This window comes from Nocardia sp. NPDC004718 (assembly GCF_053601535.1).
The window spans coordinates 21,310-43,347 of sequence record NZ_JBSGCA010000053.1; the positions used below are offsets into that span (position 1 = coordinate 21,310).

Consider the following 22,038-nt stretch of genomic DNA (forward strand, 5'->3'; position numbering starts at 1 on the left):
TCCGATTTGCCAACCCCGCCCGCGCGGGACCGAAAACTTGTTCCCCCGCCGCCCACCACTGATATATCGGGGGGGCAGCCGTTTCCACGGCTGCCCCGCCCTAAGCCCGCCTGGTCAGGACCCGGAGAGCGCCTTCTTCAACGCGGTTGCCGCACCCCGATAGACAGACAGAAGATCCTCACCCTGCTCGGGATAGTTCACGATCGATACCTGTTCGACGCCCGAGCCCGGCAGCACGGCGCCGGTGGACATGTGCGCGTTGTCGAGCACGAACTGCGGCTTCTTCGCACTCAACTCCGCCAGCTGACCCGGCCTGACGGGTTCAGGACCATAGGTCCCCACAATCTGCGCACCTGCCAGCTCGGCCGCCCACGTCGAGAACACCTGGGCGATGACCGTCGGCTGCTTACCACCCGGCCATGCCGAGCGGACGTCCCCGCTGAGCTTGTCGTACTCGGTGCTGAACGTCGCGGTCCACGCCTGCGCCGCCGCGGTGGTGCCGAAGCGCTCGCCCAGCGCCTGCACTTGGGCTTTCACCTTGGCCGCGGAGTTGTCCAGATCGACTTCGATCAATTCGGCCTTCGATCCCGCGGCTTCCTTGATCTTGGCCGCGAACGGCTCGAACGGCGCGTAGAGCACGAAATCCGCCTCCGCCACCGCGGTCAGATCCGACGGTTTGGGATCGTAGTCCGGAGCATGGTGAACCGACGGCGGCACAATGACTTTCACATCCTCGGCGCCTGCGGCTTCGGCGAACGCAGCCTCCCAGGTGGTGGTCGCCACGACCACCGGGTGGGTGTGTCCATGGTGGTCGTGCCCCTCGCTTTCGGAGCTGGAACACCCGCTCAGCAGCACGGTCGCCGCGACCACAGTCGTCAGGCCCATACCGGCGGTCAATGGTCGAAAGCGTGCCATGAGAGTGTTCTCCGTTCAGGAATCAGATGGGCCGCGAAGGCGACTGCCCCCGCGGTGAGGACCAGCACCGGCCCAGGAGGAAGATCGAAGGCCAGCGCCAGCACGAATCCCACGGAATTCACCGCAACGCCGATACCGACAGCCCAGACGATGATCGAAATCAGCGAGCGACCCAACCGCCGCGCGGCCAAAGCCGGGAGCAAGGTGAGCGCATCCACGAGCAGCGCACCGGTCAGCCGGATCGCTCCGGCCACCGCAACCGCGATCAGCACCAGCAGAATCAGGGTGAGCCGCCCCACTGCCACACCGGAAACCAGCGCCAGCTCGCGATCATGCAACAGCAGCGCCAGATCACGTCTTCGCCACCAGAACAGCGCAGGCACCACTACCGCCAGCACCGCCAACACGACGACATCCTGAACTCGGACCGCGAGAATCGAACCCCACAGCAGCGAAAACGCCGCCGAGGCGTTCACTCCCGCTACCGCAAGCACCAGCAGCGCTGCCGCGACGGCCAGACTCATCAGCAAACCCATTGCACCGGACAGTGTTTCCGGCGTGCGCGCCAGCGGAGTGATCCCCGCCCCGGCTACCGCACACGCGAGCAGACCACACAACGCCGGATCCCATCCGGTCAGCATGCCGACCGCGGCACCCAGCAGAGCGACGTGCATCATCGCGAACCGGACCGGGATGATGTCCAGCCCCACGATGGCCACACCGACCACCGGCAGCCCGATCGAGCCCACCAGCAGCGCCACACCGGCACGCTGCACCGACCCCATTCCGAGCAGATCGAACACCTGCGCAGGCCCGTTCACGACAACTCCCGCAGTCGGCCCGCGGCCATCTCCAGCACCCGGTCGCAACGTCGCGCCATGGCGCGGTCATGGGTGACCACGACGAGGGTGACAGGCAGCTCCGTCAGGACGTCGGCGGCCTCCTCCTGGCCCGCGAAATCCAGTGCGGCCGTGGGTTCGTCGGCCAGAACGACGCTCGCACCAGCTGCCACGCAGCCTGCCGCGCGGGCCAGGTGCATACGCTGCAGCTGCCCGCCCGAGAGCGTGTCGAGTGGTCGGCCGAGCAGCTCGCCCACACCCAGCCGTGTCGCCATCGCCTGCGCCTGACGGATGTCTCCGCTGCTGGCCAAGAGCTCACCGGCCAGCAGCGGAAATCGGCCCCCCGCGGGCCGCTGGGGAATCCACCCGCACACCCGCCGCCGCCACGCATAGTCCGCCGATGTGCGGCCACCACGGCCTCCGACGGAGATATCGCCGCGCACAACCGCATGCAGGCCGATCACCGCGCGCAGTAGCGTCGTCTTGCCGGAGCCATTGGTACCGGTCAATGCGACCCGTTGACCGGCAGATATGTCGAGGTCGACATCCCTGACCACGTCGACACGTCCGTGCCGGCACGACACCCCCCGCAAGCGCAGGTTCAGCCCTGCCATCACCCCACCTCCTTACCGGCCGTCACCCGCACGCCGACCGGTGTGCCCGGAAGTAGTCGCACCACCACGCCCATCGGTTCCGCGACATGATGACCGTCGGCGGCGGACCCGTCGATCCCCCGCACCACCGAGACGAGGGTTTCGCGAGCACGGGCCACCCGAGAACGAATCGTGCCGACCGGACAACCCACCGTCTGCGCCGCCTCGGCATAGGACATACCCAAGACCTGGGTCAAGACGAACGCCTCGCGCCGCTCTTGCGGCAGACTGCACAGCAGATCGTTCAACGCCAACTCCTCGGCGAAATCCGGCGTACACCGATCAGGCCGCTGCTCGAGAACCTGCGACCATTCCGGCACCTGAGTCGTCCTCGGACGGGCGGCGACACTGCGAAACCGGTCCACCACCACACGGCGAGCGATCGACAGCAGCCAGGTTCGTGCGGTCGAATTCCCCGCGAACCGCGGCAGACTGCCCATGGCCCGCAGAAACGTCTCCTGGGTCAGGTCGTCAGCGGATTGGACATCGGTCAGGTGCGCGACGAAACGCCACACATCGCGCTGCGTCGATTGGATGAACTGCTCCAACGCCTTTCGATCGCCGGCACCGGCCGACAACGCCAGCGCGGTCAGGAGTTCGTCGGACATCCGCGGCCTCCACATCGACGCATCCGGCACACGAGTAAGCGCCCAGCGCTTAAAGCCGATCGAGGAGAAGGACCGTTGCCGCGGCAGGCAGCCGACAGCAGAGAAGGAGGCAACATTCGCACAATTTCTGTTCGCGACACCACCATTCGGCGGTGCGGAGAGACCGGCAGCCGGACGCGCGCAGTGCGCACACCGGCGTAGAGGACCGACTGCCGCTGGACGGGAGGCCGGGCGTGCGCACCGGCGTCGCGGCAGACCCTGACGGCTTGCTCACGCGCATCGATGACACGAGCGGCTACGTTCGCCCCCGGAATACCGGCCGCGCCGATCGACGATCGGCCGGGCAGCACTGCCCCACCGGCAGCACAAGGCGTGGCTGCCTCCGATGGCGAACTCTCAGAAACGAACCGAGCCCACCGGAGGCCCACGCCGCGCCATCACATGACGCAGCACGCCTTCGCGCAGCGTCTCGATGCGATGGTCGACTTCCATCACGGCTCGGGCCTCGCTGTCGACCGACGGATGCACCAGAACCAGAAGCAGAGGCGCCAGAATCCGTGTATAAAGCGCCGCCAGTAGCGCGAAGAAGGCGACTTCCCCGCGCCACAGCCACACCGCACACACCAGCGCGGCCGCCACGTGCGCAGCGAACATGCCCGCATCACTAGGCGGGTCGATGGTTTGGGAAGCAGCGTGAGCGGCCGACATCGAGGCCATACCGAACCACACGTGCAAGACCGCCTGCATCACCGCAAGCCCACCGCCGATGGCGAAGAAGCCACGCTGACGATCGGCCAGCGCCCACGCCAGCGAACCCGTCGCGGCAAATGCCACGATCAAAGCCGACACCGGCACACTGTGCCCCGCCGAGGCCCCATGCCCCAGCGCCGACAACAACACCGCGATCCCCGCGAACACGATGGCACGTGCCGCCCGCGCGTTCCGGGGCACAGGCACAGTGTTCATAACGCCGTCCATCATGACACTCATCTGCCGCCACTGTCCCGCAGGGTTTCGATCACGACCTCGCCGCAGGCCGCGAAACCGACGAGCCGATCATCGAGCGGCCGAGCATAATCAGGACCTGCGACGAGCCACTCCCATACCGAGTGCCGCAAGCAGGCCCGAAGCGCCCAGAACAATACCGATACCGCCGAGCCAGCGCGCGGTCGTATCGCTCGACGAACTCGAACTGGACGCCGCCGACTGGATGTCACCATGGTTGTCGACGCCACCCGACTGCTTGGCAGCCAACGGCAGCGAAGGAGCTGGACGCTCCGGCTCGGACCCATCACCGTCCGCCTTCTGGTCCCAGCGCACGACTTGACCATCCGCGTAGGTCTGCACCGCAGGGATCGTCACCCTCTCGGTATCCGGTAACCCGTTCACCAGCACGGAGAATTGCCCGAACTGGCTCGGCCCGATGCCACCCCCGGCATCAGCCGTCCAGGTGATGTCGGTGACGTTCCGTGCAGAGTCTTTCCGCACTACCGCTTTCCATCCCGGCGCAGCTTCGGTATCCGCCGCCGTCACCCCCGGAATCTGCACCGCAACCTCGACCGTGGGGCTACCAGTGCCCGATTCGTTCGGCACCCGGAAAACCAGGACCCCCGACCCGCCGCGAGACGCGTCAGGCCCAGAGACAGTGATGTGCGCAAGCGCGGGAGCGGCCGCCACAGTCGCCACGAAGGCCGCGGCAGCGCCTGCCGACCCGGCGCGCACCAACCAAGAACTGTTCATCGTCGAGACCTCTCCGCACGGTGAGAAAACGAACGCAACAGATGCTCGCCGACGACGATATGCCACAACTACGGCAGAACCGCGCATCTCCGGTGAGCGCCGTCGTGGCAGAGACGGCGCACCGCGAGATCGGCGTCGTGGAGGGTCCGGCAATCCGACCACGACTTCCGGACCTACCGATTGCTCAGTGGGTGTCGTTCCAGAACTGGATACCCGCTGCGATCAACGCCGGGACGCCGACGATGACGGTGCCCGCGACCGCGCCTATGCCTGCCAGTGCGGCGCCGGTGATGAGGCAACCGCCGATCGCCGCTGGAACCGCGAGCAGACCGATCGACACCACACCCCCGGTCGCTCCACCGACGATGCCGCCGGCCACGCAGCCGATGCCGCCGCCGATCGCACTACCCAGCAGGCTCCCGACAGTCGCCGCAGCCATCATCGACATGCTGAAGTTGCCGAGGGCCGCGTTGTAATTCGGATGAGACAGTGCATCGATCTCCTGAGCTGTCGCTGCGCTGATCGGGCGCGCGTCGGCGGGATCGGTGCTCGGGGTCAGCGTGACCGTATCGCCGTCCAGCTGCGCGGCGATCGGCATCGCGCTGCCACCGTGGACGTAGGTCAGCGGAAGAGCCGCGACGGATGTTCCGCTCCGATCGATGAACTGCAGATGGTCATCGCTGACGGTGAGCGCCCCGGCATCCATGGTGAGCACAACCGAGCGGTCGACCACGTTGGCCTGGAAATGGACATCCGGAGTCACCTGCGTGGGATCCGCAGTCGCGGTTCCCGCCGAGATACACAAAGCCGAGATAGCCATGGCGGCCACCGCGGCGCCCTTACGAAACATCACTGTCGTCTCAACTCTCGATTTCGTTGTGGCAGCGTGGGTTCGCAGCCGACAAAAGGTCGGAGAAGTTGTCGAACCAGTTCCTGATGTGACGCACAACACATTCTCGTAGTACGAGGGCTCCTCCCGAGTCCCGCCCCCCCTGCTGTCAAGCCTTCGATGCCGACTGCACGACGTGCACGTCCTGGGCTGCGGCGGTTTCCGGCGCGCGACCGCGTGGAAGTGCTCGACCTGCCTGAACTCCATCGCGGCATCCTGGTGTTCGGCCCACGGCAATTCACCCGACGCTGTGCGGGCTGCCCGGGACCCGGGCAACCCGCACAAACGGTCAGGCCGGGGCGGCGGCCATCTCGGTAGTGGCCTGCGGGACGGCCGGGTCGCTCAGGGTGCGGAACAGCAGCCAGCTGAGGACGGGCATCACAACCAGCGGGATCAACGCGACCTGCAGGGAGGTGGCATCGGCGAGGCGGCCGAGCACCGGGCTGGCCAAGCCGCCGATGGAGATGGTGAGCCCGAGGGTGACGCCACTGGCGGTGCCGACCCGCGAGGGCAGATAGTCCTGGCCCAGGGTCACCTGCAGCGAGAACGGCACATACAACCCGACCGAGGTCAACGCCACGAACAGGAACACACCCGGGCCCGGCACCCACACCACCCCGGCGATCGCCACCGCGGTCAGCACATACGACCACCGCGACACTGTCACCCGATCCCAGCGCTTCGCCAGATATCCGCCCAGCACCGACCCGACCACGCCGCCGAGGTAGAGCACGAACAACGCCACCGTGCCCGCGGCCGAGTTCCCGCCCATACGCCCGCTGATGTAGAGGGAGATGAAGGTGCTCAACCCGACGAACGCGATCGAACGGAACACCACCGCCAGCGACATCCGCACGAACGAGGCGACATCGTCGTCCCCGGTCGGCGCGAACTCTTCGACCCCGGCCACCTGGCGCTGCTGCAGGGCCCGCAGCACCGGCACCGTCACCGCCGCACCCGCCAGCGCCGGCGTCAAAAGCCACGGAGTGCACCTCAATCCGCCGGCCGCGACCGTGCCCGCGACCAGCAGCGGCGCCAGCGCGAACCCGATATTGCCGCCCGTAGCGAAATACGCCATCGCGGTGTGGCTACCGCGGCTCGCGGCGCGCGCGACCCGGGCGGCTTCTGGGTGGTAGGCCGCTACCCCGATCCCCGAGACCGCGGCGAACACCAGGGCGAGTACATAGGAGCCCGACAGTCCGGTGACCGCGATCCCGGCACCCCCGACCACAGTGGCGACCGGCAGCAGCCACGGCATCGACCACTTATCGGTCAACGCACCGAACAACGGCTGCACCACCGAGGACAGCAACGACGCCGCCAGCACGATCCCCGAAGCCGCGGCATAGGTGTAGGCGCGCTCGGCGACGAAGAACGGCACGAGTGCGGCGACCGCGCCCTGGTAGACATCGACACAGGCATGACCGCTGGAGAACAGAAAAATAGAAGTGTTTCGTCGCACGGACTCCATGCTCACCAGCCGAGCGCTGTCGCGCTTCCGATAAACTGACAGCCTGTAATGGAAATCCGCCATCAACCCGTCGCGCCGACCCGCGCCCAACTCCTCGCCCCCGGCGAGGAGATCGACGCCCACCGCCACGACGACCACCAGATCATCTACGCAGGCCACGGCGTTCTCTCGATCACTACCAGCGCCGGAACCTGGGTCGCACCCGGCACACACGGAATCTGGGTCCCCGCCGGCACCGTCCACGCCCACCGGGCCTACGGCGAACTGCACCTGCACATGCTCGGCCTGCCCACCACCACCGACACCCCCCTCGGCCTGACTTCCCCCACCGTGCTGAGAGTCGAACCGCTACTGCGGGAACTGATCATCGCCTACACCCGCGACACCGGCGACAGCCCCGAACGCACCCGGCTGCGCGCGGTCCTGCTCGACCAGCTGCGCGCCTCACCCCAACAACCCCTGCACCTGCCCACCCCCACCACGCCACTGCTGCGTGCGGTGTGCGGCATGCTGCTCGACAACCCCGGCGACACCCGCACCCTGACCGAACTCGGCCGCGACGTCGGCGCCAGCGACCGCACCTTGTCCCGACTGTTCCGCACCGACCTCGGCCTGACCTTCCCCCAATGGCGCACCCAACTACGCCTACACCACGCACTGATCCTGCTCGCCGACAAAACCCCCGTCACCACCGTCGCCCACCGCTGCGGCTGGGCCTCGGCCAGCGCCTTCATCGACACCTTCCGCAAAACATTCGGCCACACCCCCGGCGCTCACCCTCACCCTTGACCCTGTGGCCCCGGAAACACCACCTGGTCACAAATGGGCGGTTCATGAACTCTTCTAAGTGGCTGGTCTGTGACTCGCAGCGGTAGATGGCGCTGTTTTTGCGGCGTCAGGGGGCGACGATGGGCGTGGTTTTCGCTCGGATTCGCCACGGCTCGCGCCCAGCTGCGAGGGATCGAGCGCGGAGCACCACCACCAAGATCTACTACATGATGTAGTAGATCTGTGCCCGCGTGGCTACAGTGAATTCTCCTGTACCGCAACACCGAGGGAGGACTGTCGTGGGAAGAATCGGACGGTCGAGATAACGAAGGTGCGCTGAAACAGTCAGTGCATCACCGCTGTTCAGATGCTCAGCGTAGACCTCTGCGGGACTGCGGTAGCTGTGGATCTTGCGGGGTCGGTTGTTGAGCTCGTCGACGATAGTGTCGAGGTCGGATTGACTGAATCGGCGTAGATCGTTGTTTTGGGCAGGTATTTACGCAGTAGCCGATTGGTGTACTCGTTCGTGCCGCGTTGCCACGGGCTGCGGGGCTTGCACAGGCAGATCGGCATCTTCGTGGCTGCGGGGATGGCTTTGTGGCCGGGCAATTTCCCGGCCGCGCTCCCGGGTCAGAGTGCGGCGCATCGGGATTGGGAGGCTGAGCAGATACCGTGTGTACCGATGTTCGAGATCGTGTGCACCGGCCTGGTTTGGGGTGTGGTGAGGATCGACGACTCGGGGTGTATCCACCGTCGTCAGCGCGTAACTCTTCGTCTCTGCAGAAGGACGACCGCCGATCGGCGGCTTTCCAAGGATGCAGGCCGGGGTGATCGGTGATCTGAACCGCGTCAGAACCTGCGTTCGGCGGGGCGGAACGTCTCGCTCAGTCTGTCGTAGGCGTCGCGTACGTCGGCTGGGATGTCTTCTTGGATGATGTGGCCTTCGCGGGGGTACTCGTCCAGGCGTTTGATCTCGCCCATGGTGATGGCGACGATCGATTTCGGGTGCGGCGCGGTTGTCGCGTCGGGGCGGTTGCCGTATTTCATGTAGTTCTCGAGTGAGACGTCGGCGGCGGGTATGGAGACGTGTTCGACGTCCGGGCACTGTTTGATGAGCGTGCCCCACACGCGGCGGGCGTGAAAGGGGGTACATACTCCGATTACGGAACTGACGTCGCGGCCGTGCTGCTCGAGCATCTGGACCGAGTAGACCGCGTTCTGGCCGGTGTTCTGCGCGAAGGGTTCCTCGATGATCTGTTTCGGATTGAGGTTCAGCTTCTCCGCGGCCAGCCGGAACTTGGCTGCCTCGCCCCGGTATCCGGAGAACACCACGGGCACATCACCAAGGCCACGGTCGCGGACCAGGTTCGCGATCACCGACGACCCGCCGATGTCACGGCTACCGAAGAAGATGATGCCCCCGTAATTTCGTCCGGGATCGAACGCCCACTTGGGGTCGTGACGCAGATAATCCCACACGGTTCCCAGATCCGACATCGCTCGATCGGTGTCCACACCCCGATCCCGCAGTTCCTGCAACCATGTTGTGTACGCGGCTTCGTTGCGTCCCCCGATGACCTGATCGTCGCGGATCAGAGCGCGCCCGGCTGAATTGATAGGTATCGCGCTGTGGTGGTCGGTGTGGAGCAGAACCCCAGCAGACTCCCGGGTCGCGCCCGCCAGGTCATGCCAGGATCTGCTGATGCCGGAGGCGCCGGTGGTCAGCGCCCGCGCAGTCCGCTCCGCGATCTCTCGTGCAGCAGCGGCAGCTGCTGCCCCGGCGGCACCTGGCCCGAACGGCTCGGTCACCCTTTCCTTTCGTAGCCCCCACGAGCACAACCGACGCACGATGTTAAACGAGACGAAGGCCCAGGAACGCTTGGGCGAGAACGTATTTGCGAACGGCGCTTTGGGCATGGAACGCCAAAGCGACGCCCAGCCACCGGTGTCGCAGCATGAAGCGGGCGCAGGATCCGGCCGAGGTCGTTGGCGATCAGAGCCTTCGAGATCGATTACGGCGCAAAGTATCCCAAATCAGCCGCCGAGATCGTTGATGACGCTGACGTGCTGCTGGAGTTCTATCGGTATCCGGCCGAGCACTCAGGCCGGTCCGGCGGCCCGGCAAGTCCGGCGAATGCCCTGTAAGCCGGTGTGCGAGCGTTGGTAGGTTGAGGCGTGATCACTTGTGTCGTCGAGTATGTGATAGACGCGCGGAAGATCGATGCGTTCGAACGCTTCGCCAGACGGTGGATGGAATTGGTCGAGCGCCACGGTGGCACGCACCACGGCTACTTCCTTCCCGCCGAAGGCGCGAGTGACAAAGCCCTTGCGCTGTTCAGCTTCTCCAGCCTCGCCGCATACGAGCAGTACCGCGCGCATTTCGGCATCCACCCCGACTTCGTCGACGCGGACCGCATCAGGGATGAAAGCGGCTGCGTGCTCCGCTACGAGCGGACTTTTATGCGACCGCTGCTACCCGGAAGCACAGGTGCCTGACTGCCGCGTACCCGAATGGGTTCGGGGAAGGGGCCGGGGAGGCCACTCGCCTGCCACGAGGCGCGCTGACCGAGCACGCGGCAGGCCGAAGGGCGCCGCCGACTCCGACATGGGCCATGGCACGGCAAACCGGGTGTCTTCCAAGCATTGACGGACACCATGACCGGACGCAATGCCTTACGCCTGGCGAGTAAACAAGATTGCGCACCGCATACCAGCGAGGAATCCCCCGAATCGACCCCGACCAGAGAAATACGCTCCGCACGGTATCTCGGTCCCTGGAGCGTCGCGACCTATCCCGACGAACCGGCACTTCCCTCATACGCATTGCAGCGCAACACAGTTAGGCGAATCTGTAGCAGCGGGCGTCTGCATCGTGGACGTGTCCGAAGGAGGTCGAAAACGAGAGAAATGTGTATGGTGACGGCATGTGCACACTAGCCGTGCACAGCTGCTGCAATTCCGGTGTATGACTCCCCCTCCGGACACCAGCGCCAACCCACAGGGGGTGGCGCCAACGATTGCGAGTTGCTGTTGGTGCTGGCAGCGCACTGGCCGACGACGCAGCGGAAGCCGTGCTCGTCGGGCCTGCCGATGTCACCCGTGTGCACCCAGCCGTCGCGCGCAGCCTCGGCGTTGCGTGCGGTATCGATGTTTGCCGAGCGATGATTCCGGCCTCAGAAGTGACCCGCTTCTGGCAGCGGGGTGTCGTTGACCAGGAGGTCGCCCAGCGCGCGGGCCTTGTACGCCGCGGGGTTGTGGGAGAACAGGGTGCGCAGGTTGCGCCAGTGCCGGTCGTACTGCGCGGAGGCGCGGGTGGCCGAGGCGCCGCCGGCATCGAAGATGCGCCCCGCCGCCCGCAGGGCGGGCTCCTCGATGGCGACCTTGGCTTTGGCGGCCAGCACCGCCGCCTCGTGTTCGAGGTCCGCGTCGATCCCGGTGGCGCGAGCGGCGTCGAAGGCGCGATCCTGCGCCAGCGCGGCGACGCGCACCAGCGATTCGGCGGCGAAGGCCGTGGCGGAGATCGTGCCGATGATCTCGAGCAGTTGCGGATCGTGGCGAGGCTCTTCGGCATTGGCGAAGACGAAGTTCCGCCTGCGGGTGCGCACCAGCTCGGCGGCGTCGGCGGCCGCGGACCGCAGGATGCCCGCGGCGATGGCGTGCAGGTACAACTGCGGGAACGCCTGACGCGGCGGCACGCCGGAATCCGAACCGCGCCACGGCAGCGTCTCCGACTCGGCCACCGCCACATCGGTGAGCACCGTGGTGCCGCTGCCGGTGTGCCGCTGGCCGATGCCGTCCCAGTCGTCGAGATGGGCGACGCCCGCCCGGTCGGCGGGGACCACGGCGGTGAGCAGGCCTTGTCCGGGCACCTCGGCGCTGATGCGCACGTAGTCGGAATACAGCGCGCCCGTGCTGTAGAACTTGCGCCCGTTGAGCAGGTAGCCCCCGCCGGGTGCGGGCGTCAACGTGCTGTCGTAGGTCCAGCTGCCCGCGGAACGATTGCTCAATTCGGTGAGCGCTCCGCCGAAGAGCTTGCCCGCCAGCACTTCCGGGATCCAGGCCGCCTTCTTGCCGGTGCGGGGCAACCGGAACAATTCCTCCACGAAGCCGAAGTGGATGCGCAGGATGTGCGGGACGTCGGGGTCCGCCTCGGCCAAGTCGATCAACAGATCGAACAGCTCCGAGATCCGCCAGCCCCCGCCGCCCAGATCGGCGGGTACCCGGACCGCGCCGAGACGCAGCCGTTTGGCCGCCGCGATCGCCGCGTGCGGTGGCTCGTCACCGCCCTCGGCGCGTCGGCGCGCCGCATCCGCGGCCACCTCGGCGACGAATGCCGCGATCTCGGGGGAACCGGGACGCGCGATGGCGGCCGCAGCGATATCGATGCTGGTCATCGGAACTCCTGGAGTAGGGCCGGTGCGCCACCGGCGCAGGACGGATTCGGCGCGGGGGCGCTCAGGCGACGCTGCGCCGCAACGCCGGGTCGGCCAGCGCGGGCGGGATCGCTCCGGTGTCACGATCGCTGAAAACGGTTCCCGGAGCGACGATCTCATCGATGCGATCGAGCACGTCCGCGCTCAGCGTCACTGCGGCCGCGCCGAGGTAGGCGTCGAGGTGCTCGGCGTTGCGTGGGCCGATGATCGCGGCGCTGACATCCGGGTGCGACAGGACGAAGCCGACCGCGAGTTGCACCAGGGTCAGCCCGGATTCCTCGGCCAGCACCGCCAGCGCTTCGGCCGCGGCGAGCTTGGCGGCGTTGGCCGGGGCGGCGATGTCGAAACGACCCGGGATCAGATCGGCGCGGTAGGACTCGGGTTGCGCCGCGCCCGCGCGGTACTTGCCGGACAGCCAGCCCGCCGCCAGCGGACCGTAGGTGAGCACGCCGAGCCGGTACCGACGCGCGATCGGCAGCGTCTCGCGTTCGATGCCACGCACCAGCAGCGAATACGGAACCTGCTCGGTGGCAGGCCGATTCAGCTTGCGCCGATCGGCCTGCCACTGGGTCTCGATCAATTCGCCCGGCGAGAACACGGAGGTGCCGTAGTAGCGGATCTTGCCGGCGCGGACCAGATCATCCAGCGCTCCGACGGTTTCCTCGATCGCGGTGACCGATTCGGGCCGGTGCACCTGATAGAGGTCGAGATGATCGGCGCCGAGCCTGCGCAGCGAGTCCTCGACGGCGCGGGCGATCCAGCGCCGCGAGTTGCCGCGGTGGGTGAGGTCGTCGTCGACGGCGTTGTGGAACTTACTGGCCAGGATCACCTCGTCGCGTCGGCCGCGCAGCGCTTTGCCGACGATGATCTCCGATTCGCCGCGCGAGTAGGTGTCGGCGGTGTCGACGACGTTGATGCCCGCGTCCAGCGCGCGGTGGATCACCGCGACCGCCTCCTCGTGCGTGGTGCGGCCGCGGGCGCCGAAGTTCATGGCGCCGAGGGCCAACGGGCTGACCCGCACGCCGGTGCGGCCGAGGACACGCAGATCGGACAGGCTCATGAGTGGGCTCCTCGGACGATGCGGCGGGTGGCGGAGTCGGTGAGCGAAGGCGGCAGATAGCCCTCGTCGGCGGGGCTGATGGTCAGGCCGGGTGCGACGATCTCGTCGATGCGGTCGAGCACCGCGGCGTCGAGCCGGACGTCCACCGCACCGAGCTGTCCCTCCAACTGCTCGAGGGTGCGCGGCCCGATGATGACGCTGCTCACCGCGGGATGCTGGAGGACGAACGCCAGCGCCACGTGCACCAGCGAGAGTCCCGCGTCGTCGGCCAGCTTCGCCAGTTCCTCGGCGGCGGCGCGCTTGCGCTGGTTGGCCGCCGGCGCGGGATCGTGCCGATGCGGTTGCCTGGTGAGCCTGCTCGACGGCGGCGCGTCCGTCCCAGGCCGGTATCGCCCCGACAGCCAGCCACCGGCCAGCGGGCTCCAGGTGAGCACCCCGAGCCCGTACTTCTGAGCGATCGGCAGCGTGGCCCGCTCCGCCGCGCGCGCCAGGATCGAATACGGCGGCTGTTCGCTGACCGGGCGGGTCAGATTGCGGTCCTCGGCCACCCACTGCGCCTCCACCAATTGGTGCGGTTCGAAGGTGGTGGTGCCGTAGTAACGGATCTTGCCCGCGGCGACCAAGTCGTGCAGGGCGCGCAGCGTCTCCTCCAGCGGCACGTCCGGGTCGGGGCGGTGCACCTGGTAGAGGTCGAGATGGTCGGTGTTCAACCGGCGCAGGCTGTCCTCGACGGCGCGGATGATCCAGCGGCGGGAGTTGCCGCGCGAGTTCGGGTCGGCGCCGATCTGCCCGTGGAATTTACTGGCGAGCACGACTTCGTCGCGGCGGCCCGCGAGCGCCTTGCCGACGATCTCCTCGTTCTCGCCCTGGGAGTAGACGTCGGCGGTGTCGACGACGTTGATGCCCGCGTCGAGCGCGTGGTGGATGATGCGCGCGGCATCGTCGTGGTCGCGGTTGGCCCAGGCGCCGAAATTCATGGCGCCCAGAGTGAGCGGGCTGACCAGCACGCCGGTGCGGCCGAGATAGCGGAGTGTCATCGTGGGGTGGTCACTTTCTCGTAGTGCGTACGGCCGAAGGAATTCGCCGGTTCGGCGAGGCCGAGATGACCGCGCAAGGTGGTGTGCTCGTAGCCCTGCCGGAACAGGCCACGGGCGCGCAGTTCCGGGATCACCTGATCGACGAACTCCTCCAGATAGCTCGGCAGCACGGCCGGGATGATGGTGAAACCGTCGACGCCGGTCTCGCGGAACCACCGCTCGATGTGGTCGGCCACCGCGACGGGAGTGCCCGCGACCACCCGGTGCCCGCCGAGGAACTCGGTCAGCAGCCTGCGCACCGTGTGACCGGTCTCGGTGGCGTAGCGGATGAGCGATTCGAAGAAGCCCTGCGGGCCGATGCGGCCATCGGGCAGCGCGGTCAGCCGCGCGGGCAGCGGCGCGTCCAGATCCAGCTCTTCGTCGGGGTAACCGAGCCAGCGGGCCAGTGCGCGTGCAGGCGCGCTGTCCGCGGGCAACCGCTCTTGCAGCGCGTCGAAGCGTTCGCGTGCCTGCGCCTCGGTCGCGCCGAGCACCGGCACCAGTCCCGGCAGAATCCGGATGGCCCGCGGGTCCCGGCCCGCGGCAGCGGCAGCGCTCCGGATCCCGGTGACGAAATCCCTGGCCGCGGTCGCGCTCAACTGGGTCGTGTAGATCGCCTCGGCGTGCGCGGCCGCGAACGCCTTGCCCTGCGGCGACGCTCCGGCCTGCACCAGCACCGGACGTCCTTGCGGCGACCTGGCGACGTTCAGCGGACCGACGACGGCGTAGAACTCGCCGCGGTGGTCCACCGCGTGCACCTTGTCCAGGTCGGCGAAGCGGCCACCCGCCTGATCCCCGATGACGGCGTCGGCTTCCCAGCTGTCCCAGAGCTTCTGGGTCAACTCCACGAATTCCGCGGCCTGCCGGTAGCGCTCGTCGCGCTCGGGCAGGGACTCGATGCCGAAATTGCGGGCGGCGTTCGGTTCGAACGTGGTGACGACGTTCCAGCCCGCCCGCCCGCCGCTGGCGTGGTCGAGCGAGAGGATGCGCCTGGCGAGGTTGTAGGGCAGGTTCAGCGATGTGGTCGCCGTCGGGATCAGCCCGATCCGTTCGGTCGACACGGCAAGCGCCGAGGTCACCAGGATCGGGTCGAGCGTCGCGGCGGGGGCGCGGGCGATGCCCGGCTGCTGCACGGGAATGTCCGGGAACAGCAGCCCGTCCAGCGCGCCGCGCTCGGCGACGGCGGCCACGTGCTGATAGTGCTCGAGCCGGATGAACGCGTCGGCGGGCAGGCCGGGCTCGCGCCATGCCGCGGGGTGATAGCCGGAGCTGCCGACGTTGACGAAGAAGTGCAGGGTGCGGGTCATCAGGCGGCTCCTTCCGCGCGGGGGCGGGTGTGCCCGGGGACGGGCAACCCGAGATGCCCACGCAGCGTTGTGGTCTCGTACTCGGTGCGCAGCACGCCGCGCCGCCGCAGAATGGGCACCACGCCGTCGACGAAATCGTCGAATCCGTCCGGCAGCACGTCGGGCATCAGGTTGAAGCCGTCGGCGATGCCTTTGTCCACCCAGTCGACGATCGCGTCGGCGACCTGTTCCGGTGTGCCGGTGACGATGCGGTGGCCGGCGCCGCCGCCGAGCTCGCGCAGCAATTGGCGCACGGTGAGGTCGTCCCGGCGAGCCAGCCCGAGCGCGATCTTGTAGAAAGTTTGCGAGCCGCCGGCCCGGTCCGGCTCGGGCAGCAGGTGCCACGGCAGCGGCGCGTCCAGCCGCAGTGCTTCACGGTCCACGCCGAGCTGGGCCGCCAGCCGGTTCAGCGCGTAGTCCGGCGGCACCAGTTCGTCGAGCAGCTCCCGCCGCTGCGCGGCCTCTCGCTCGGTCGAGCCGAGCACCGTCGACAGACCCGGCAGGATCAGCACGTCCTCCGCGCGGCGGCCCAGCGCCACCGCGCGCGATTTCACGTCGCGGTAGTACTCACCGGCCTCCTCCTCGGTCTGCGCCGCCGTGAAGATCACCTCGCCGACCTTGGCGGCCAGCCCGCGGCCGTCGCTGGACGCGCCCGCCTGCACCACCACGGGTTCGCCCTGCGGGGACCGCGGCACGTTGAGCGGACCTGCCACCCGGAAATGCGTGCCGCGATGATCGACGGAATGGATCTTGTCCGGATCGGCGAAGCGGTGCGCGGCCTTGTCGCCGACCAAAGCGCCGGGCTCCCAGCTGTTCCACAACGCGCGCACCACGGCGACGAACTCCGCGGCGCGCTGGTAGCGGGCCCCGTGCTCGGGCTCCTCCTCGAAACCGAAGTTGCGGGCGGCGTCCGCTCCCGCGGTGGTCACCACGTTCCAGCCGGAGCGGCCCCCGCTGAGCAGGTCGAGCGAAGCGAAGCGGCGGGCCACGTCGTAGGGGTGGTTGTAGCTCGACGAGAGCGTGGCGATCAACCCGATACGGCTGGTGGCCGCGGCCACCGCAGCCAGGATCACCGAGGGCTCCAAGCTGTTGAACGGCCGGTACCGGATGTCCTCCCGGATGGCAGGGCCGTCGGCGAGGAAGACGGCGTCGAACCGGGCCTCCTCGGCCCGCCGGGCGATCCGCACGTAATGGTCGAGCCCGAAGCTCGCCACCGGGTCCGTCCCGGGGAAACGCCAGGAGCCGCCGAAGACGCCGGCGTTGAGGATGTTGACGTTCAGGTGCACTTGCCGTCGGCTCATGGTCGCTCCGCTGCTCGGCCCGCCGCCAGCGCTGTGCGGCCCAGCTCGGCCAGCACGAAATCGCTCTGCGGGAAATGGATTCGCCCCACCAGGGCGTCGCGGTGGTGGCGTTCGAGAGGATTGCGGCGATCCAGCCCCGGGTTCCCGGTCAAGTCGAGCGCGGACTCGGTGACCCGGATGGCGGTGGTGGTCGCGAGGTGTTTGGCCAGCGCGGGCAGCGCGCCCGCCGGATCGCAGGCCAGGCTCGCGACCGCGTGGCGCAGCAGCGCCCGGCTGGTCTGGATCCACGCCTCGATCTCCCCGACGCGGTCGTGGAAGCGCGGCACGGTGGCCAGGGAGGCGCCCAGCGCGGTCGGCACCCTGGTGTGCAGGTAGCGCACCAGCCAGTCGCGCGCGGCGATCGCGACGCCGTTGTAGTTGGCGGCCAGCAGCAGCGGCAGCGCCTGGCGGCCAGCGCGGCGCACCTTCGCCGTGCCGGCGGAGGGATCGCGCAGGTCGACGAGCCGGGCGTGCGGCACAACGGCCCCGTCGAAGATCACCGACTGGGTGTCGGAGGCCCGCAGGCCGAGGTGGTTCCACGTGCGCTCCACCCGCCAGCCGGTCACCGACCGGTCCAGCAGGAAGGTCGCGATGCGCGGCTGCGGCTCCGCGGTGCTGGTCGTCACGGTGAACCAGGTCAGACCGGAAATGCCGGTGGCGTAGGCTTTCTCGCCGTCGATGCGCCAGTCGCCCGACGGTAGCCGGGTCGCGGTGGTCGCGGGCACGCCGCCGCGCGCCAGGCTGCCGAGTTCGCGTTCCACCGCGAGTCCGTTGATCAGCGCGCCGTCGGCGGCGGCGGACCGCAGCACCAGCTCCTTCAACTCGCCCGGCCACGGGCTGTCCGGGTGGAGCATGCCGAGGTGGTTGGTGAAGTTCCACTGCAGGATCAGGCCGACCGAGGGGTCGGCGGCGCCCACCCGCTCGATGAGTTCCACCGCTTCGGCGATGCCCGCGCCGCGCCCACCGTAGGCGACCGGGACGGTCAAGGCGGGCGCGCCGATGGCGTGCAGCGCCTCGAACGCCGCGAACGGGAAGGTTCCGGCCCGGTCGTGTTCCTCGGCGCGCCCGGCGATCGTGGCCAGCACGCCGGTCAGCGCGTGCTCGTCCAAGCCGGTCGGCGTGGTATCGGCGGTCGTCGGCAATGTTTCGGTCATGACGCGCTCGCGGCGCGCGGTGGCACACAATTCATGATTTCTCGGCAAACTCGTTTCGCAAGGCGTGGCCGCAGGGGCGAGGAATGGAATACGGTGACGAAATTCCGGCGTCACCGGCAACAGCGAAACGGCACTGAAAGTGATGTGCCCCAGTGTGTTTCATGCATTGCCACGGGGACTCCTTTCGTTCGTGCCGCCTGCGATCCCAGTATCGGAAGCGGGAAACCGGCGAACAAGGCAGTCGTCCTACGAGAATCGTTTAGTTTTTCTCGACGGTCCGGACGCGGTTCACGACGCCAATCGCTGCGGGCTGGCGAGGGTGCGCAGGGCGCGGATGGCGGCCGCGACGGCGGGACGTTCCAGCGACGCCTGCCGGTAGGTGACCCCGATCTGCCGTGTCCCGTTGGCCACCGTGCAGGCGATCAGATGGCGATGCTCGTCGTCGACCGACATCTCCGGCACGATCGTGACGCCCAGCCCGTACTCGACCATCTCGGCCATTCCGGCGAAGCTGCCGCTGCGGTGCTCGATGCGGGGTGCGAAACCGGCCTCGCGGCAGGCGTAGAGCACCGACACGATCGACGGTGCGCCGTCGCGCGCGGCGATCCAGTCCGCGTCCCGGACCGCCGCGAGTCCGTGCTGGCGGACCCGCTCCCGCACTCCGTCCGGCGCCAGCAGCACCAGCGGGTCGCCGAACAGGAATTCCGAGCTCAGGCCGAGCGGCAGGTCGCGGGCGCGGAAGGAATAGGCGTAGGTGATGGCCAGATCCACCTCCTGCTGCCGCACCGCGGGCACCGAGTCCACCGGCATCAGGTCCACCACCCGCACCCGCAGATTCGGGTGCTCCGCGCGCAACTGCGCCGCGGCGGGCAGCGCCAGCCGCGACTGCGCGGTGCGGAACGTCGCGAGCGTCAGTACGCCGGTGACCTTCTCGGCGGTGGCGGCCACCGCGCTCTCGGCCTCCTCCAGCGCGGCGATGATCCGCGAGGTGTGGTCGACCAGCACCCGCCCCGCCGGGGTCAGCCGCAGCACCCGGCCCTCCCTGCGGGTCAGCACGGTGCCCACTTCGTCCTCGAGGATGCGCAACTGTTGCGACACCGCCGATGTCGTGATGCCGTGCAGCTCCGATACCGCGGTCATGGTCGTGCGTTCGGCCAGATCCCGCAACAGGATAAGACGTCGGATGTCGTACACGACTGCCTCGCTTTCGCTGCCTGTTCCGGATCACGATCATCGGCCTCGGCAACGATGGAGGAAATGCTTACGATCAGAACGATTCTGTGCGGTATCAAGCGGGCGACAGCGCGCCCGCGGGCAAGGGGGGCTCCGGTGTCCGCGCCGGCGCCCCGGGGACCGCCGCCAGCAGCAGCCGCGTGTATTCCGCCGACGGCTCGGCGAAAACGTCCGCCACCGGACCCGTTTCCACGATTCGCCCGCCACGCATCACCGTGACGTCGTCGGCGATCAGCCGCACCACGCCCAGATCGTGGGTGATGAACAGGTAGGTGAGCCGCTGCTCGTGCTGGAGATCGACCAGCAACTGCAGGATCTGCGCCTGCACCGACACGTCCAGCGCCGAGACCGCCTCGTCCAGCACCAGCATCCGCGGTCCTGCGGCCAGGGCGCGGGCGATCGCCACCCGCTGCCGCTGCCCGCCGGACAGTTCGGCGGGCCTGCGGCGCAGGTGCGAGCGGTCCAGCGCCACCGCGTCCAGCAGTTCGGCCACGCGCTGTCGCCGCCGGGCACGGTCGGACAGCAGCCCGAGCGCCACCAACGGCTCCGCGATGATCGTCTCGACGTCGAACTTGGGATCGAGAGAAGAATACGGGTTCTGGTAGACGAACTGGATTTCCCGCCGGATCGGCCGCGACCGCCTTCGGGACAAACCGCTGATCCGCTCGCCGTGCAACAGGACCTCCCCGGTGTCCGGTGCGGTCAGTCCCACCGCGATCCGCGCCAGCGTGGACTTGCCCGCGCCGGACTCGCCGACCACCGCGTGGGTCGATCCAGCGACGACGTCCAGGGAGATGTCGTCCACCGCGCGGATCTGCCCGCCGAAGGTCTTGGCCACCGCGCGCACCTGGAGCAGGACCGAGCCGCGGTCGGGTGTCCTGCGGGCGGTGGCGCCGGTCGGCGTGAGCGGTTCGCTGTGCCGGGAGGGCGCCGCGGCGACCAGCTCGCGGGTGTACGCGGTGCGTGGCGCGGCGAGGATGCCCGCGGTCGCGCCCTCCTCGACGATGCGCCCGTCGCGCATCACGATCAACCGGTCCGAGCGCTCGGCGGCCACGCCCAGGTCGTGGGTGACCAGCAGCACCCCGAGCCCGAGCGTGGCGCGCAACCGCGCCAGATGGTCCAGGATGACCTGCTGCACCGTCACATCCAGTGCCGAGGTCGGTTCGTCCGCCACCAGCAGGGCGGGGTCGTTGGCGAGGGCGATCGCGATCAACACCCGCTGCTTCATGCCGCCGGACAGCTCGTGCGGATACTGCCGGTACACCCGCTCGGGATCGGACAATCCCGCGAGTTCCAGCTTCGCGACCGCCAGCTCGCGGGCCGCGGCGCCGTCGACGCGCCGATGTAGCCGCAGCGCCTCGCCGACCTGGGTCCCCACCCGTTTGACCGGGTTCAGCGAGGTGCCGGGGTCCTGCGGGACGAATCCGACGAACGGGCCGCGCAGCCGCGCCAGCCTGCGTTCCCGCCACTGCGCGACGTCCTGGCCGTCGAGTTCCAGCGCCCGCGCTCGCACCAGGGCCGAGTCCGGCAGCAGCCGCAGCGCGGCGTGCACGGTGGTGCTCTTGCCCGAGCCGGATTCGCCCACGATGGAGACGAATTCGCCGGGGCGCACGGCCAAGGACACCCCGTCGACGGCGTAGCCGTGCGCGGACCGGTAGCGCACCCGCAGGTCGTCGACGCGCAGCAGCGGTTCGTTCGTGCCCATCACGATTCTCCCAACGATCGGCCGATCCTGTTGGCCGACAACACGACCACGGCGATGAGCACGCCGGGCAGGATCGAAATCCACGGATAGGTGGCCAGGTAGTCGCGGCCTTCGGCCACCGCGAGACCCCACTCCGGCTGCGGTGGCGGCGCGCCGTAGCCGAGGAAGCCGAGCGCTGCGACGGCCAGCACGGCGGAGCCGCACTCCAGCGCGGCCAGCGCGAGCACCGCCGACACCGAGTTCGGCAGCACGTGCCGCAGCACCACCCGCCCGAAACCCGCACCGGCTCCGTAGGCGGCCTCGACGTAGTCGCAGGCCGCGACCTTCAGCACCTGCGCCCGCATCACCCTGGCGAACGCCGCGATCGCCGAAACACCGACGGCGACGGCGATGTTCACGGTGCCGTAGCCGAGCGCGGTGACCACCGTCATGGCCAGCAGCAGGCCGGGGATGGCCAGCAGCACGTCGACGCAGCGCATGATCGCCGCGTCGATCCGGCCGCCGACGAAGCCGCTGAACAGGCCGATCGCGGCGCCGATGAGGAAGCCGAGCGCGACGGCGAGCAGCGTCGCGCTCACCGTGGTGGAGGTGCCGTAGATCGCGCGGGCCAGCAGATCGCGTCCGAGCCGGTCGGTGCCGAACGGATGGGCGAGGCCGGGTGGGGCGAAGCTGACCGACGAGTCGCCCTCGAGGGGGTCGTGGCCGGTGAACCAGGACGGCAGCACCGTCCAGGCCAGCACCACGCCGACGACCAGCCAGGCCAGCGTGAGCCCCGGGGTGGCCGCGGCGGCCAGCAGCAGCCGCCGCG

20 protein-coding genes are annotated in these 22,038 nt (G+C 68.6%); 2 read left to right on the plus strand and 18 right to left on the minus strand.

Going from position 1 to position 22,038, the window contains the following annotated elements; genetic code table 11:
* Nucleotides 1-114: 114 nt before the first annotated feature.
* The 8 genes from ACWEH3_RS29680 to ACWEH3_RS29715 all read right to left on the minus strand — a co-directional run bounded on the left by ACWEH3_RS29680 (nt 115) and on the right by ACWEH3_RS29715 (nt 7,106).
* A complete protein-coding gene (locus ACWEH3_RS29680) occupies nt 115-897 on the minus strand; it encodes a metal ABC transporter solute-binding protein, Zn/Mn family (protein WP_450022782.1) in 783 nt (260 codons plus the stop codon).
* Nucleotides 894-1,736, minus strand: a complete 843-nt coding sequence (locus ACWEH3_RS29685; protein WP_450022784.1) for a metal ABC transporter permease — start codon at nt 1,734-1,736, stop codon at nt 894-896. The genes ACWEH3_RS29680 and ACWEH3_RS29685 overlap by 4 nt, the downstream gene beginning before the upstream one ends.
* Entirely contained in the window at nt 1,733-2,368 is a 636-nt protein-coding gene (locus ACWEH3_RS29690; protein ID WP_450022786.1) for an ATP-binding cassette domain-containing protein, read from the minus strand. Before ACWEH3_RS29690 ends, ACWEH3_RS29685 begins: the two co-directional genes overlap by 4 nt.
* Nucleotides 2,368-3,015 carry a sigma-70 family RNA polymerase sigma factor gene (locus ACWEH3_RS29695; RefSeq protein ID WP_450022788.1) on the minus strand — a complete coding sequence of 216 codons (648 nt, stop codon included), beginning with the start codon at nt 3,013-3,015 and terminating at the stop codon, nt 2,368-2,370. The genes ACWEH3_RS29690 and ACWEH3_RS29695 overlap by 1 nt, the downstream gene beginning before the upstream one ends.
* A gap of 396 nt (nt 3,016-3,411) precedes the next feature.
* Nucleotides 3,412-4,005 (minus strand): hypothetical protein, encoded by a 594-nt coding sequence (locus ACWEH3_RS29700; RefSeq protein ID WP_450022790.1) that lies wholly within the window; start codon nt 4,003-4,005, stop codon nt 3,412-3,414.
* Nucleotides 4,006-4,092: 87 nt separating this feature from the next.
* Complete coding sequence (locus ACWEH3_RS29705; protein WP_450022792.1) at nt 4,093-4,842, minus strand: YcnI family copper-binding membrane protein; 750 nt, start codon at nt 4,840-4,842, stop codon at nt 4,093-4,095.
* 97 nt (nt 4,843-4,939) lie between these two features.
* The gene (locus tag ACWEH3_RS29710; protein WP_450022794.1) at nt 4,940-5,575 is read right to left on the minus strand and encodes a hypothetical protein; all 636 of its coding nucleotides are present in this window, start codon (nt 5,573-5,575) and stop codon (nt 4,940-4,942) included.
* A gap of 358 nt (nt 5,576-5,933) precedes the next feature.
* Nucleotides 5,934-7,106, minus strand: coding sequence for an MFS transporter (locus ACWEH3_RS29715; protein WP_450022796.1), 1,173 nt, complete (start codon nt 7,104-7,106; stop codon nt 5,934-5,936).
* A 57-nt stretch (nt 7,107-7,163) separates the two neighbouring features.
* Between ACWEH3_RS29715 and ACWEH3_RS29720 the strand changes: the two genes are divergently transcribed.
* Nucleotides 7,164-7,904, plus strand: coding sequence for an AraC family transcriptional regulator (locus tag ACWEH3_RS29720; RefSeq protein ID WP_450022798.1), 741 nt, complete (start codon nt 7,164-7,166; stop codon nt 7,902-7,904).
* Between the two features lie 828 nt (nt 7,905-8,732).
* Here the strand turns inward: ACWEH3_RS29720 and ACWEH3_RS29725 are convergent.
* Nucleotides 8,733-9,692 (minus strand): YdcF family protein, encoded by a 960-nt coding sequence (locus tag ACWEH3_RS29725; RefSeq protein WP_452358424.1) that lies wholly within the window; start codon nt 9,690-9,692, stop codon nt 8,733-8,735.
* Between the two features lie 366 nt (nt 9,693-10,058).
* On the opposite strand from ACWEH3_RS29725, the gene ACWEH3_RS29730 reads away from it, so the two are divergent.
* Nucleotides 10,059-10,379 (plus strand): NIPSNAP family protein, encoded by a 321-nt coding sequence (locus ACWEH3_RS29730; protein ID WP_450022802.1) that lies wholly within the window; start codon nt 10,059-10,061, stop codon nt 10,377-10,379.
* 677 nt (nt 10,380-11,056) lie between these two features.
* On the opposite strand, the gene ACWEH3_RS29735 is transcribed toward ACWEH3_RS29730, so the two are convergent.
* The 9 genes from ACWEH3_RS29735 to ACWEH3_RS29775 all read right to left on the minus strand — a co-directional run.
* Nucleotides 11,057-12,277 (minus strand): acyl-CoA dehydrogenase family protein, encoded by a 1,221-nt coding sequence (locus tag ACWEH3_RS29735; RefSeq protein ID WP_450022804.1) that lies wholly within the window; start codon nt 12,275-12,277, stop codon nt 11,057-11,059.
* 61 nt (nt 12,278-12,338) lie between these two features.
* On the minus strand, nt 12,339-13,376 hold the full coding sequence (locus ACWEH3_RS29740; RefSeq protein WP_450022806.1) for an aldo/keto reductase: 1,038 nt from the start codon (nt 13,374-13,376) through the stop codon (nt 12,339-12,341).
* Entirely contained in the window at nt 13,373-14,413 is a 1,041-nt protein-coding gene (locus ACWEH3_RS29745; RefSeq protein WP_450022808.1) for an aldo/keto reductase, read from the minus strand. Before ACWEH3_RS29745 ends, ACWEH3_RS29740 begins: the two co-directional genes overlap by 4 nt.
* Nucleotides 14,410-15,759 (minus strand): NtaA/DmoA family FMN-dependent monooxygenase, encoded by a 1,350-nt coding sequence (locus ACWEH3_RS29750; RefSeq protein ID WP_450022810.1) that lies wholly within the window; start codon nt 15,757-15,759, stop codon nt 14,410-14,412. Before ACWEH3_RS29750 ends, ACWEH3_RS29745 begins: the two co-directional genes overlap by 4 nt.
* A complete protein-coding gene (locus ACWEH3_RS29755; protein WP_450022812.1) occupies nt 15,759-17,099 on the minus strand; it encodes an LLM class flavin-dependent oxidoreductase in 1,341 nt (446 codons plus the stop codon). The genes ACWEH3_RS29750 and ACWEH3_RS29755 overlap by 1 nt, the downstream gene beginning before the upstream one ends.
* Nucleotides 17,096-18,292, minus strand: a complete 1,197-nt coding sequence (locus ACWEH3_RS29760; RefSeq protein ID WP_450022814.1) for an acyl-CoA dehydrogenase family protein — start codon at nt 18,290-18,292, stop codon at nt 17,096-17,098. Before ACWEH3_RS29760 ends, ACWEH3_RS29755 begins: the two co-directional genes overlap by 4 nt.
* A 288-nt stretch (nt 18,293-18,580) precedes the next feature.
* A complete protein-coding gene (locus ACWEH3_RS29765) occupies nt 18,581-19,486 on the minus strand; it encodes a LysR substrate-binding domain-containing protein (protein ID WP_450022816.1) in 906 nt (301 codons plus the stop codon).
* Between the two features lie 94 nt (nt 19,487-19,580).
* Nucleotides 19,581-21,230 (minus strand): dipeptide ABC transporter ATP-binding protein, encoded by a 1,650-nt coding sequence (locus ACWEH3_RS29770; protein WP_450022818.1) that lies wholly within the window; start codon nt 21,228-21,230, stop codon nt 19,581-19,583.
* Nucleotides 21,230-22,038: ABC transporter permease (locus ACWEH3_RS29775; protein ID WP_452358425.1), on the minus strand; the 809-nt coding region annotated here is incomplete at its 5' end. The genes ACWEH3_RS29770 and ACWEH3_RS29775, both read right to left, overlap by 1 nt.